Annotated in this window: 10 protein-coding genes; all 10 read left to right on the top strand. The window is 48.6% G+C overall.

Translation table 11 applies throughout. From position 1 onward, the window contains the following. Window positions 1–4: 4 nt before the first annotated feature. The 10 genes from QNO02_RS30070 (at window position 5) to QNO02_RS30025 (ending at window position 13,717) form a co-directional block, all read left to right on the top strand. Window positions 5–1,996, top strand: a complete 1,992-nt coding sequence (locus QNO02_RS30070) for a DHH family phosphoesterase (RefSeq protein ID WP_076252179.1) — start codon at window positions 5–7, stop codon at window positions 1,994–1,996. Next, the gene (gene rplI, locus QNO02_RS30065) at window positions 1,993–2,436 is read left to right on the top strand and encodes a 50S ribosomal protein L9 (RefSeq protein WP_036611925.1); all 444 of its coding nucleotides are present in this window, start codon (window positions 1,993–1,995) and stop codon (window positions 2,434–2,436) included. Before QNO02_RS30070 ends, rplI begins: the two co-directional genes overlap by 4 nt. A gap of 1 nt (window position 2,437) precedes the next feature. Continuing rightward, complete coding sequence (gene dnaB, locus QNO02_RS30060) at window positions 2,438–3,799, top strand: replicative DNA helicase (RefSeq protein ID WP_036611922.1); 1,362 nt, start codon at window positions 2,438–2,440, stop codon at window positions 3,797–3,799. Between the two features lie 444 nt (window positions 3,800–4,243). After that, window positions 4,244–5,530: an adenylosuccinate synthase gene (locus QNO02_RS30055; protein ID WP_036671866.1), complete on the top strand. Its 1,287-nt coding sequence runs from the start codon at window positions 4,244–4,246 to the stop codon at window positions 5,528–5,530. Between the two features lie 222 nt (window positions 5,531–5,752). Continuing rightward, window positions 5,753–6,520, top strand: a complete 768-nt coding sequence (locus tag QNO02_RS30050; RefSeq protein ID WP_249913155.1) for a hypothetical protein — start codon at window positions 5,753–5,755, stop codon at window positions 6,518–6,520. Window positions 6,521–6,804: 284 nt separating this feature from the next. Next, window positions 6,805–7,614 (top strand): class I SAM-dependent methyltransferase, encoded by an 810-nt coding sequence (locus QNO02_RS30045; RefSeq protein WP_289390785.1) that lies wholly within the window; start codon window positions 6,805–6,807, stop codon window positions 7,612–7,614. A 486-nt stretch (window positions 7,615–8,100) separates the two neighbouring features. Further along, window positions 8,101–9,633 (top strand): peptidoglycan DD-metalloendopeptidase family protein, encoded by a 1,533-nt coding sequence (locus QNO02_RS30040; RefSeq protein ID WP_289390784.1) that lies wholly within the window; start codon window positions 8,101–8,103, stop codon window positions 9,631–9,633. A gap of 247 nt (window positions 9,634–9,880) precedes the next feature. Continuing rightward, the gene (gene yycF, locus QNO02_RS30035; protein WP_017691453.1) at window positions 9,881–10,603 is read left to right on the top strand and encodes a response regulator YycF; all 723 of its coding nucleotides are present in this window, start codon (window positions 9,881–9,883) and stop codon (window positions 10,601–10,603) included. Further along, the gene (gene walK, locus QNO02_RS30030; protein ID WP_289390783.1) at window positions 10,603–12,453 is read left to right on the top strand and encodes a cell wall metabolism sensor histidine kinase WalK; all 1,851 of its coding nucleotides are present in this window, start codon (window positions 10,603–10,605) and stop codon (window positions 12,451–12,453) included. Before yycF ends, walK begins: the two co-directional genes overlap by 1 nt. Next, window positions 12,437–13,717: a YycH family regulatory protein gene (locus tag QNO02_RS30025; protein WP_289390782.1), complete on the top strand. Its 1,281-nt coding sequence runs from the start codon at window positions 12,437–12,439 to the stop codon at window positions 13,715–13,717. The genes walK and QNO02_RS30025 overlap by 17 nt, the downstream gene beginning before the upstream one ends. Window positions 13,718–13,852 lie beyond the last annotated feature (135 nt).

Here is a 13,852-nt window from a genome sequence, read left to right as displayed (position 1 = left end):
AGTCATGCCTAAATTTCTGAAGAAACGCTGGCACGGCTACTATACCGTATGGGCGTTCATACTGCTGCTGTTGCTCGTTATGTTCGTTACCATTTATAACTGGACGCTTGGTTTGATTAGTCTGATACTGGCTTCGGCGCTGGGAATCGTCATGATTAAGGCGGAGCTCGCGTTCCGCCGTGAGCTTAACGACTACATTAATGGCCTATCTATTCGGATCAAACGGATGGAGGGGGAAGCGGTCAGCATGCTTCCATTCGGAATTGTGCTGTACAGCGAAGATCGTACGGTAGAGTGGCATAACCGCTTTGTCGCGGAGATGTTCCAGGAGAAGACAATGGTGGGTAATCCGCTACTTAATTTGTTTCCCAAACTTCCTCAGCCTAAAGAGAAGAAGGATGGGACGAAGGAACATTCATCCAAGGAGTTGCATGACGAATTCCAGTTGGATGATCGGCATTATGGAGTTATTCATAACCCGCAGGAGCGGTATGTATATGTATACGAGATTACAGAGCTAGCCATTCTTCGTGATAAATATGAAAATGAACGCCTTGCATTGGGAATTCTCGTTCTTGATAATCTGGACGAGGCTGCCCAAGGCATGGACGATCAACAGCGTACAGCGCTGATTGCTCGAGTGACTAGCGAGATTACGTCATGGGCCAAGCGGTACGAAGTGTACCTGCGCCGTCTGTCTTCTGATCGTTATCTGTTGATGCTGAATCATAAGTCTTTGCAGGAACTGGAACAGAGCCGATTTGTCATTTTGGATGAAGTTCGGGAGATGACTGCTGACCTCAAAGTGCCAATGACACTCAGTGTTGGACTGGCGTTTGGATCGGATAGCATCAGCGAGATGGGAGAACTGGCACAGTCCAGTCTGGACATGGCGCTTGGACGTGGTGGTGATCAGGCTGCCGTGAAGTCCGGACAACGCCTGTCTTTCTATGGCGGTAAGTCTAACGCAGTGGAGAAACGGACACGGGTAAGAGCCCGCGTTATTGCGCACGCGCTGCGTGATCTCATGCAGGAGAGCGATCGGGTGCTCATCATGGGGCACAAAATTCCGGATATGGACGCGATCGGCGCATCCATCGGAGTGTGGAAAGCGGCCAGTCTGTACAATGTGGAAGCACGGATTGTTTTGGATGGAATTAATCCATCTATTGAACGCATGATGGAGCAAGTGAACAAGGACGAGAAGTTATCCAAAGCATTTGTATCACCGGAACAGGCAACCCAGATGATGACCGAGCACACGTTGTTGGTGGTGGTGGATACTCATAAGGCCTCCATGACCATGGAACCGAAACTGGTACAGTCTGCTACCCGTGTCGTAGTTGTGGATCACCATCGCCGTGGCGAAGAGTTCATCAATGACGCAGTGTTGATCTATCTGGAACCTTATGCGTCTTCTGCTGCCGAATTGGTAACCGAACTCTTGCAATACATTCATGATAAGGTACAATTCACTCCGCTAGAAGCTACGGCTCTACTTGCCGGGATTACGGTGGATACGAAGCATTTTGCACTGCACACGGGGTCCAGAACGTTCGAAGCGGCAGGCTTCTTGCGCCGTAGCGGTGCGGACACCATTATGATCCAGCGGTTGATGAAAGAGGATCTGTCAGAATATATTGCTAAGGCAGAAATCATAAAGCATGCTAAAATGGTATATGGAAACATTGCGCTGGCGGTCACAGACCCTGGCAGCAAGATTTCACAGATGATGATCGCCCAGGTGGCGGACACATTGCTGAACATGACTGACGTGGTCGCTTCATTTGTGATTAGTGAGCGTCCTGATGGACTGATTGGCATCAGCGCGAGATCGCTGGGGCGCATGAATGTTCAGGTTGTCATGGAACGACTGGGCGGTGGCGGACATTTGACGAATGCTGCCGTGCAGCTTGAAGGAACGCTTGGAGAGGCAGAAAAACGGCTGACGAACGTACTGGCTGAAATCGAAAAGGAAGAGGGGCTGTTCGAATGAAAGTCATTTTTATAAAAGATATGAAGGGTCAAGGCAAGAAAGGGCAAGTGAAAGAAGTATCTGAGGGTTACGCACAGAACTTCCTATTGCCACGGGGAATCGCACGTCTGGCAACGGACGGCAACATGAAGACACTGGACAACCAGAAGGCGGCTGAGGAAAGACTCAAACAGGAAGAGAAAGCGGAAGCGGAAGCACTTGCGAAAAAGCTGGAAGCAGAAGTGACTGAACTGAAAGCCAAGTCCGGCGAAGGTGGTCGTCTGTTCGGCGCCATTACCAGCAAACAGATCGCAGAAGCTTTGTCTAAAAAGGGTCTGAAAGTAGACAAACGCAAAATTGAGCTGGACGAGCCTATTCGTACACTCGGCGTAACACAAGTAACTGTCAAGGTTCACCCTGAAGTGAAGGCAACCTTGAAGGTACAGGTAACGGAAGAGTAAGATGGGCGGAGAAATGTTATTCGACCGGATTCCCCCGCAGAACCTGGAAGCCGAACAGGCCGTGCTGGGTGCAATCCTGTTGCAGGGCGAGGCCCTGATTACAGCGATGGAACGGGTGCAAACCGAGGATTTCTATGATAAGCCCCATCAATTAATCTTTGAAGCGATGATCCAGCTTGGTGAGGGAAATCAACCGATTGACCTCGTGACACTGACTTCGCTTCTGAAGGATAAAGGTGAGCTGGAGGACATCGGGGGCGTTAGTTATCTGGCTAAGCTAGCCCATGGTGTACCTACAGCCGCGAACGTAGACTATTACGCTCAGATTATCGAAGAGAAATCGATGCTGCGTCGCCTGATTCGTACGGCAACACAGATCGTGAGTGAAGGATATACAGGCGGCGAAGATGTTGCAGCGATGCTTGGAGAAGCTGAACGTCGCATTCTGGAGATCTCCAACCGTCGCTCCAGTAGTGGTTTTATAGCCATTCAGGACGTACTGATGGAAGTATTTGATCGTGTGGAAACACTTCATCAGAATAAGGGGACAACGACAGGTATTCCCTCCGGGTTTATTGATCTGGACAAAATGACTGCCGGATTCCAGCGCAGTGACTTGATCATTGTAGCGGCCCGTCCTTCCGTAGGTAAGACGGCCTTTGCCCTGAATATCGCTCAGAACGTTGCCATTCGAGCACAGGAGACGGTAGCCATCTTCAGTCTGGAGATGTCAGCTGCCCAGTTGGTGCAACGTATGATCTGTGCGGAAGCCAACCTGGATGCCAGCGTGATGCGTATGGGTGATTTCAAGGGTGATGAAGACTGGCAGAAGCTGACGATGGGTATTGCAGCTTTGTCAGAAGCCAACATCTTCATAGATGATACGCCAGGGATTACCGTAGCGGATATTCGTGCCAAATGCCGTCGCCTGAAGAAAGAGAAAGGCCTTGGCATGATCCTGATCGACTATCTTCAACTGATTAGTGGACGTGGTAAAGCAGGGGAGAACCGTCAACAAGAGGTATCCGAGATTTCACGTACACTGAAACAGATTGGCCGGGAACTGGAAGTTCCAGTTATTGCCTTGTCCCAGCTGAGCCGGGGTGTAGAGCAACGTCAGGACAAACGTCCGATGATGAGTGACTTGCGGGAATCGGGTTCGATCGAGCAAGATGCCGACATCGTAGCGTTCCTGTACCGGGATGACTACTACAACCAAGAGACCGAGAAGAAAAATATTATCGAGATCATTATCGCTAAACAGCGTAACGGTCCGGTAGGTACGGTGGAACTGGTCTTCCTGAAAAACTTTAATAAATTCGTCAATTACGAGAGGGCGCACAATGACGCCTTCGCGATGTAACGGGCAGGTGCTGACGGCTTTGGTCATGAAGCAAAATCGTCTGTCCCGAAGATCAACCATTAGAGCCACTAAACTCAAACATGTCTTATAAATACCAGATATAGATTCACATTGAAATGGGTATCCTTGAACCGGTGATAGCAGTCAAGCAAGCTTGGACTGTAGTCTCCGGTTTTTTGTGTCGAAATAGTGGGTAAATCCCGAACATTACAGTTGTACTATATCTAATTGTTCGCCATTTGATTTGACTTTGAAAAAGGGTACTGGTACACTAATACTGCTGCGTTAAAGCAGCGCAAACCTTCCCTTGAATGTAACGGAAGGACATTTTTACTGTCCGTTAGCACGCTTCTCAGTCGGTTTATTGCGTAACACGCCTGCCGGGATAGAGGACGGACAGACCAATACAAAGGTGCGCAAGGCACCCACGGAGGAATGTTAACTATGTCAACGGTAGTTGTAGTGGGAACGCAATGGGGAGACGAAGGAAAAGGTAAAATCACGGATTATTTGGCGGAGAGCGCTGATGTGGTGGCTCGTTATCAAGGTGGTAACAATGCGGGTCATACAATTCTGATTGATAACAAAAAATATAAACTGACGATGATTCCATCAGGGATTTTCTACACGGATAAAGCGTGTGTTATTGGTAACGGAATGGTTATCAACCCGAAGGCTCTCATCGAAGAAATTAATTATATTCATGACAATGATTTCACAACCAAGAACCTGTCCATCAGTGAGCGCGCACATATCATCCTGCCATATCACATGGTACTGGATGCACTCGAAGAAGAGAGCAAGGGTCCGAACAAAATCGGTACGACTGGCAAAGGAATTGGCCCATGTTACATGGACAAATCAGCTCGTATTGGTATTCGGATGGTTGACCTGCTGGATGCTGAAGATTTCGAACTGAAACTGCGTCATCTGGTCAAAGAAAAGAACCGTGTCATCGAGCAAGTCTACGGCGGTCAGCCTGTTGATGTGGAAGAGATTCTGCAAGATTACCTCGGATATGCTGAAATTCTGCGTCCTTACGTACGTGATACATCTGTTGTTCTTAATGAATATATTGATGAGGACAAAAAGGTATTGTTTGAAGGCGCACAAGGCGTTATGTTGGACCTTGATCAAGGAACTTATCCATTTGTTACATCATCCAATCCGTCCGCAGGTGGCGTATGTATCGGTTCTGGCGTAGGCCCGGCTCGTATTCAGCAAGTCATTGGGGTAGCGAAAGCATACACAACCCGTGTAGGAGATGGCCCATTCCCTACGGAATTGCATGATGCAATCGGTGACCAAATCCGTGAGACAGGACATGAGTACGGTACGGTAACTGGACGTCCACGTCGTGTAGGTTGGTTCGATAGTGTTGTTGTTCGCCACGCGCGTCGTGTCAGTGGAATCACAGGTCTGTCCCTGAACTCTCTGGACGTAATGACAGGTCTGGAAACCGTAAAAATCTGCACAGGATACAAATTCCGCGGCGAGGTCATCACACACTATCCGGCAAGCCTCAAAATGCTGGCAGAATGTGAAGCGGTATACGAAGAGATGCCAGGCTGGAGCGAAGATATCACTGGAGCGAAGAAACTCGAAGACCTGCCAGTGAACACACAGAATTATGTAAAACGTGTTTCCGAACTGACAGGCATTCCAATTGCCATCTTCTCCGTTGGTCGTAACCGTGAGCAAACGAATCAAGTACTTCCAATCTACGAGTAATCGAAGAAATAGAGAGATTGTTTCTTGAATTATAAAATAGAATCCTCTGCTGACTTAGGCATGTTAAGCCTCCAGTTGTTGCTTTTATAGCGATGACTGGAGGTTTTTTGTATGTTTTTCGGATATAATCCCGAGATTTCCGTCAATACTGGTTAACAGTAGAGTCACAGACCCCGACATGCGCATGTTAGACGGGTGGGATAATCGGAGGGAGAGAACGGAATGAAGTTGCTTGTGTGGTTTGTTAAAATCTTGCTAACCGTGGTGCTGGTCAGTTCATTAACACTGCTCACGACCGGATTAATTGTACAGTCATATGCGAAGTCGCTACTCGCGAGTTTCAATATTCAGTGGGAAGGTCAACCCATGGGGTTAACCGCCATGTTCCAAGGTGCCTTGGGCGGTAAAACCAGCGAGGGGAATAAATCGGGAAATGGGAAGACAGATCAGCCGACAGGAGCGGACGAAGAGCAGGTTCCGGAAGATGCTGTTTCAGTTATGGGGAACGGGACAGAGAGCGGTCAATCTGACGTAGATGCAGGCAACAATGCGTCCCAAGGGAGCGGCTCAAACGAGGGCACAGGGGAAGGTTCAGGTACAGATACGACCGTAGGATCAAACTCAGGCACAAGTGCAGGCAATGGGACGGATACGGGCACGGGTAATGAATCAGGAACAGATCAGGGTAGTGGTTCAGCTTCGGGGAACGGAACCGGATCGACCAGCGGCGGTGCTTCTTCAGGCAGTGACGCCATTGTAGTATCGCCGGATGACATCACAGGAGCGAAGGACAAGCTGCCAGCAGAGGAGAAAGAAAAAATCTTCAGCCTGCTCATGAACAAGCTGCCACAGAAAGAAATGCAACAGATCTCAGGCGCCATGGAAGGTGGCCTAACGGAACAGGAACTGCGTGAGATTGAACAGGTGATCTCGAAGTACCTGACCAGTGAAGAGTACGACAACCTGATGGAAGTACTGCAAACAGAATAAGATTGGTAGGTAAAGCAGGCGTACTCATAGACGGGTATCGCCTGATTCATAATGTAATGGACTTGTCGATGGTGATTGAATATAATTTATTTAAATAAATACTGGAAATGCCTGTAGGAGGGAACAGTGTATGAAATATAAAGGTAAAGAGCACAACATATAAAAACGTTCAGGCAACATTGCAGAAACCTCCAATCCAATTCGTGGACCTCCGTTCATAGGTGCATTCAAGAGATCCGATGGACTTGTGTTTATGAATACACTAATTGGAGGTTTTATTGGACATGAACTTATATCATTCTAATTCAGAACCATCAGTAAAAAAGTTTACCGAGGCGACGAATGAGCGATACGAGCAAGGGTTGCAAGAGGCGGATCAGCCGTTTAGTGGCTGGGATTTTAGCTATGTAACAGGAAGTGAGCGACTTCAGAGCGGAATGTTGCCTTGGTCCTATGGAACGATGGCGCGCCGATTGATGAATCAGACAGAGCGAATGCTCGACATGGGGACGGGTGGAGGAGAAATGCTGTCCAGACTCCTTCCACTTCCTCCATACACATGTGCGACCGAAGGTTATCTTCCGAATATACCTATTGCAGAGGAACGTTTACAGCCGTTAGGTGTGAAGGTGCTTCCGGTGACTGATGATTCGCAACTTCCTTTTGTAGACGGGGAATTCGATCTGATTCTTAATCGGCATGAGTCGTATGATGAGCAGGAAGTTAGGCGGATTCTATCGGTAGGTGGACTGTTTCTGACTCAACAGGTAGGTTGGTCAGATTGCAGGGAGATCAATGATCGGCTCGGCATTCCTATGCCCGTGGATTACGCTGGATGGGAGCTGGATCGTGCTGTTCTTCAGCTGGAACAGTGTGGATTCCGTATTCTGGAGCAACGGGAAGCAACTCCCGCGCAGCGTTTCTATGATATAGGGGCACTGGTCTATTATCTAAAGACCATCCCGTGGCAAGTACCTGATTTCAAGGTAGAACAGTTCCGTGAGCCATTAATGTATATTCATACGGAGATGGAGCACAATGGATTCTGGGAAGTACAGCAGAAGCGATTTGTAATTCTTGCAGTCAAAGAATAGAGACATAAAAGTTAATTTCTATTGTGGCATGGGATGAAATCCAGTTTAAGATAAACCACAATCAGGTTGTTTACGTAATCCCTTATCAGAGTTGATCTGGTGAGGGATTTTATTTGTATTTTTATGAAAAATAAAGCATATTTCACTGGGTCTTAGAACCTAGTCTTAAATTGCAGGCAAAAGTACATAGTACAGCGGATGTTGAGGCATAATGGGTGATGGACCAGCCGTACTATCTTATGGATAATTCAGGGAAACCAAGCGGGGCGTGGCTTTGCGGTGTGACGTGTAGAGTTGAAATGAGTGTAAAACCTGTGTTAAAGTATACGGGTGTGATAAAAGGTTAAAATTTTGACACTTTTACGAGCGCAGCTAAAGTCCTGATTTTGCGGACACCCAATACAAGTATCAACAAGCATGGGACAGACACGATGGGTGATGTCTTGACAGAAATGCGAACTGAGAAGTGCTGAAAAGGAGAGAATCATGAAAGGTTTCAGAGGCATACGCCAACCGGGCAAAGACCGGGTACACGAACAATCCGGGGAACACCGGACGGCCGAAGACAAAAACAACATGAGCATGTCCACCTTCAGTGTGAATAAGAAGCGCGTTCTGGCCTCGCGCAAATGGATCATTACAGCAGCATGTGGTGTATTCATCGCAGCATCGCTCGGGTTCGCAGGCAAACAATATGTTACTGCAAACACCGTACCTTACTATAAAGTAATGGTTAAAGGTAGCGAGATTGGTACCATTGCAGATGAGGCACAATTACAACAACTATTTACAGACAAAACTGAGGAATATCAAAATAAATATCCGGATGCAGAAATGGTGCTGAACACGGATGGCATCACAACTGAAACGGTAAGAGCGTATAAACCTGAAGTGAACAGTGAAGAGACGCTGGATAAACTGGGTGACATGCTGACAGCCTATGCCAAAGGTGTGGAGCTCAAGGTAGACGGTGAAGTCATTGGTATTGTAAAGGATCAGGCAACAGCAGATGCAATCCTGGAACAAGTGCAGAGCAAATACATATCGGCATCGACTGTGCGAAGTTCGCTGAAGACGAAGTCGGTATCGGCTAACTCCTCGAAGAAAAACGAGGGACCAAGTACAACCCTGAAGTCGGTAGGCATCAAGGAAGATGTAGCGACAGATGTGGTGAAGGCTGATCCAAACAAAATATGGGACGTGTCCGAGGCGGTTAAAGCATTAACCGTTGGTAAAGACGCGCCTGTAACTTATGTGGTTCGTGAAGGAGATACGATCTCTTCGATCGCTGCCAAGTATGAAATTACACAAAGCGAGATTCGTCAGCATAATCCGGGCATCAAGGAAACGTCGCTTCAAATCGGAGACGAACTGACCCTGACCGTTCCGAAACCGGCAGTAACCGTTAAATCGGTTGAGCAGGTTGTTGAACAGATTGAGATCAAACCGCAGGTGGAAGTGCGCAAAAGTGCTGAGTTGAAAGCAGGTACAACAAAAGTCGTGCGCCCTGGACAAAGCGGGTTGAAAAGCATGCAGTACCGTATAACCAAAGAAAATGGTGAAGTTGTTCAGGAAGAGTGGCTTGGTCAGGAAGTGATTAAAGCAGCTGTAACTGAAGTGGTCCTTAGCGGAACAAAAGTTGTTGGTGAGGGCACAGGTGAATTTGCTTGGCCGGTATCAAATGCAACGATGAGCAGCAGCTTTGGACAACGCTGGGGTCGCCAGCACAAAGGTGTCGATCTGGTAGGTAACCGCGATGTGAAAGCGTCTGACGAGGGTGTAATTACTTTTGCTGGACAGAAAAGCGGTTATGGTAATGTCATCATTATTAACCACCGTAACGGATACGAAACACTGTATGGACATTTGAACAGCATTGGCGTTAAGGTTGGACAAGTGGTTGAAAAAGGCGAGAGTATCGGCGTTATGGGCAACACGGGTCGTTCGACCGGAACACATCTGCATTTTGAGATTATTAAGAATGGAACGGTAGAAAATCCGTTAACGTATCTGAACTAATATAGAGCTTAAGTAGAGCAAGGTTGGCTATAATGCTGGCCTTGTTTTTTGCTGCTGTAAAAAATTTTCAGATGAAAGACCTTCCAACCCTCGGATCGGGATGTGACGGTGCTTCAGGTATGTTAAACTATAGAGTATAAACAACAAACTAGAGAAACAAATCAAGCAGGCTTGGTACAAGCTAAACATAGAAGAGAGATATAAACGCTAACGCGGATTAAGCAGGATATAGGGGTGAACTTAGCCGATGCAGGGGAAGATTTTAGTGGTGGACGATGAACAACCCATCGCGGACATTCTGAAGTTTAATTTGGAAAAAGAGGGGTACGAGGTCATCTGTGCATTTGATGGCATTCGTGCGGTTGAACTGGCGTTATCCGAGAAACCGGATCTGATGCTGCTGGATCTGATGCTCCCGGGCAAGGACGGTATGGATGTATGTCGTGAGGTGCGCGCTCATCTGGAGATGCCGATCATTATGCTTACCGCCAAAGATGGCGAGATCGACAAGGTGCTCGGGCTCGAATTGGGTGCGGATGATTACGTGACGAAGCCATTTAGTACGCGTGAGCTGCTTGCACGGGTGAAGGCACAGATGCGCAGACGGCAAAAACTTGCGATTACGGCAGAAGCGCACGAAGACGAAGAGAAGCAGGTCATGCGGCTGTTTGATCTGGCTTTTGATATGGACATGTATACGGCTTACAAAGGCGGGGAACCGCTCGATCTGACCCACCGTGAGTATGAACTTCTCTATTATATGGCGAAGCATTCCGGCAAGGTTATGACACGGGAACATCTGCTGCAAGCGGTGTGGGGATATGAATATTTTGGTGATGTACGTACCGTGGATGTAACGATTCGTCGTCTGCGTGAGAAGATTGAGGAGAATCCGAGCAAACCGGAAACGATTCTGACACGCCGCGGGCTCGGTTATCTCGTGCGCAGTGCCAAAAGCGTGGGGATATAATGGGCCGATTCGCGCGGTTCTCGTTCTTCCGAACGATTCAGGCGAAATTGATCATTATCTATGTACTGCTGATTCTGATTGCGATGCAATTGATCGGGGTTTATTTTGTGAGCGCGATGAAGAACTCACTAACGAGCAACTTTACGGAAGACTTGCAGGCGCGTGCGGAAATGCTGTCGGTTCTCGTGGGGGAGACGATGGCGGGTGGAGAAGCAGAGGCCGGCGAGGACAAAACGGAAAATCTGCGTGTGCTGGTGAACAACCTGTTCAACATTAACGGTGCCGAGATTCAGGTGTTGGATGCCAGCGGCAAGGTACTCACGACCTCGCTAAGTTCACATTCGGATTATGTGGGGCGCAAAAACACCCAAACCGTTGTCAGCCGTGCGCTGCAAGGCATTCGGGATAATGAGGAATACATCGTGGACGAGGATAATGTTCGCAAAAAGGTCGTCGCCAAGCCGGTGCTATCCGGCGGAAAGATCATTGGCGCGGTCTACATCGCGGCGTCCATGAACGAGCTGTATTCCACGATGGAGGGAATCAACAAAATCTTTATCTCCGGCATTCTGATTGCCTTGGTGTTAACGGCGGTGCTTGGCGTGATCCTGTCCCATACGATTACGCAGCCGATTAAGGAAGTGACTCGGAGAGCGACAGCGGTCGCAGAAGGTAACTTTGATCAGCAGACACCTGTATTTGGCACGGATGAGATTGGTCAGCTCAGTCGGGCTTTTAACTATATGACCAGCAGGCTTCGGGATGCACTTTCACTGAATGAAGAGGAGAAGGAGAAGTTGACCTCCATTCTGACGAATATGAGTGATGGTGTGGTGGCTACGGATGAGTATGGTAAAGTCATTCTCGTAAACCGTCGTGCCAGCAGCATTCTGGGTATGCATCCTGCGGATATTGAAGGAAGACACTTTGCCATATTACTCGGCATTGATCCGGAAGATGCGGAAGCTCTCGCGAGTGGTTTCACAGGTTCAACTTTGCTGCAGATTGCACCCGCAGGACAAGAAGAGCCTGTGGTCATTCGGATGACGTTCACACCGGTTCATCGGCGTGAACGGGGAATCACGGGTACCATTGCCGTACTTCAGGATGTTACCGAGCAGGAAGAACTTGAAGCATCCCGGCGTGAATTCGTAGCCAATGTATCCCATGAACTGCGTACACCACTGACCACGATCAAGAGTTACGCGGAAGCACTGGATGACGGTGCATTGGAAGATCCACAGCTTGCCGGTCGTTTCGTGGGTGTTATTCAGAACGAGACGGAGCGAATGATACGACTGGTTACGGATCTGCTGCATCTATCTCGGCTGGATTCCAAGGAAGCTTTACTGCGCAAGCAGCCAACCGACATTCTGGAAATGCTGGAGGAAGTGACGGATCGATTCTCATTCCAGATGCATCAGAAGGATATTCAGCCTGTGCTGTCTGTAGAGAATAATATTCCGGCTGTTCCGCTGGATCGCGACCAGATTGATCAGGTGCTGGATAATGTCGTGTCCAATGCGCTGAAATATACATTGGAAGGCGGCACCATTACGATTGCGGCTAGACGCAGTGATGAACATGCACTTGCCATCTCGGTATCGGATACCGGAATGGGTATCCCACAGCGTGATCTGGATCGCATTTTTGAGCGGTTTTATCGGGTGGACAAGGCTCGTTCCCGCAGTATGGGAGGCACAGGGCTAGGACTGTCCATTGCCCGGGAAATTGTGAAGGCGCATGATGGCAGCATCTCTTTGGATTCTGAGGTAGATGTGGGAACAACAGTAACGTTCACACTGCCGATGCGTGAGAAAGGGGGTGAGCACCGTGAAGGAACGGATTAAATCCCTGGTGCTCGCTACCCTTGTCGTAGCCAGTCTGGTTCAGAGTTATTTCCTGATCTACCGTTTGCCCGGAGGCGGGGATTCCATCGTGACGTCAGAGACGAATTATGTGAAGACGGAAAATATGGGTCAGGAACGCAATATTGAAGAATTGATCTTCCCCGATCAGATGATTATTCATCTGGGTGAGGATAAACATACGGTGTTTTACCCTGGCAATACGTTCTATCAGTTGATCTATTCACGGTTACAGGGGCGTGCTTTCGATGATTTTCAGCGCCGCAGTGTGCAATCGGTGAACTGGGATCAGATTCGCAAGGAGAACCCTGGGTTTGAGCTATCGTTCAAAGAAGGTATTCCCGTAGCATTGTTACAGCGGGTGATGAGGCTCGGGACGGATTCCTTATTCCAAGGCGAGACCATTAACCGAATCTCGATCTATACGTCCAAAAATGAAACAAAGGCCCACGCGCTGTTCTTCAGCGCCAAGGGAGACGTGGTATACGAAGCAACGCAGGCAGACCTTACAGTACAAGACGTGCAGCAGCATGTTGACTTTGGTACGAACTGGACGCCATATACCTTGATGGATGGCGGGTATTATATCCCGGCGGAAGCTCTGGAGACGATTGAGGCGGATGTGCCAACAGGTCAGTTCACGGTTGAGCAGATGCAGCGTAGTCTGTTCTTCGATCCAAGTATGACCCGGAATATCCGGGAAAAAGATGGATCGGAGATCTACACGGATAGTAAACGTAGCCTGCAAGTAAAACAGGAACAACGCTGGATTAGTTACACCGATCCGGCCGCACCGCCTGCGGGACAGATTGATCCCGCGAAGGATGCGCTGTCTGCGGTTGATTTTGTGAATCAGCATGGTGGCTGGAAAGGCCGGTCGCGCATGATGCTGGAGACCGCCGACAGTAAGACGCGGCTTGAATTCCAACAGTATTATGGCAGCTATCCGATTATGGATTCCATGCAGTTCCGCTTTGGCACGATCACCATGGAGATGCAGCAGGAGACGGTATCCAGCTATGAACGATCGCTGGAATACCTGAACGAAGGCGCAGAGACGAAGAAATCGGTAAAGTTGCCTGGCGGAGACAAGCTGAAAGCTCTTATTAAAAAGGTGGCAGGTGAGAATCGCCAGGTTGTGGACGTGTACCCGGCTTATCGTCCTTCTTCGATTGAGGACGGACTAAAGCTGATTCCGGTATGGGTAATCCGCTTTGGAAACGGGGAGGAAACCACCGTTTCTTGATGGGTTGTAGGGTAATGGAGTCATTCGATATCCGAGCGAGGTGTAAGGTCACACGATAACGGAGAGGGCAGAAAAAAGCTGGAGAAGCGAAGCGTTCGCCTTTATCGCCGGATTTCTTCCTTAGGAAAAGGGAAT

It is taken from the genome of Paenibacillus sp. PK1-4R, assembly GCF_030369595.1.
Classification (GTDB): Bacteria; Bacillota; Bacilli; order Paenibacillales; family Paenibacillaceae; genus Paenibacillus.
The sequence above is the reverse complement of the archived record's forward strand: the minus strand, read 5'-3'. Positions and strand labels throughout refer to the sequence as shown.

Coding starts and splice junctions, on each gene's coding strand:
- QNO02_RS30070 (WP_076252179.1), top strand. CDS start 5: ATGCCTAAATTTCTGAAGAAACGCTGGCACGGCTACTATACCGTATGG.
- rplI (WP_036611925.1), top strand. CDS start 1,993: ATGAAAGTCATTTTTATAAAAGATATGAAGGGTCAAGGCAAGAAAGGG.
- dnaB (WP_036611922.1), top strand. CDS start 2,438: ATGGGCGGAGAAATGTTATTCGACCGGATTCCCCCGCAGAACCTGGAA.
- QNO02_RS30055 (WP_036671866.1), top strand. CDS start 4,244: ATGTCAACGGTAGTTGTAGTGGGAACGCAATGGGGAGACGAAGGAAAA.
- QNO02_RS30050 (WP_249913155.1), top strand. CDS start 5,753: ATGAAGTTGCTTGTGTGGTTTGTTAAAATCTTGCTAACCGTGGTGCTG.
- QNO02_RS30045 (WP_289390785.1), top strand. CDS start 6,805: ATGAACTTATATCATTCTAATTCAGAACCATCAGTAAAAAAGTTTACC.
- QNO02_RS30040 (WP_289390784.1), top strand. CDS start 8,101: ATGAAAGGTTTCAGAGGCATACGCCAACCGGGCAAAGACCGGGTACAC.
- yycF (WP_017691453.1), top strand. CDS start 9,881: ATGCAGGGGAAGATTTTAGTGGTGGACGATGAACAACCCATCGCGGAC.
- walK (WP_289390783.1), top strand. CDS start 10,603: ATGGGCCGATTCGCGCGGTTCTCGTTCTTCCGAACGATTCAGGCGAAA.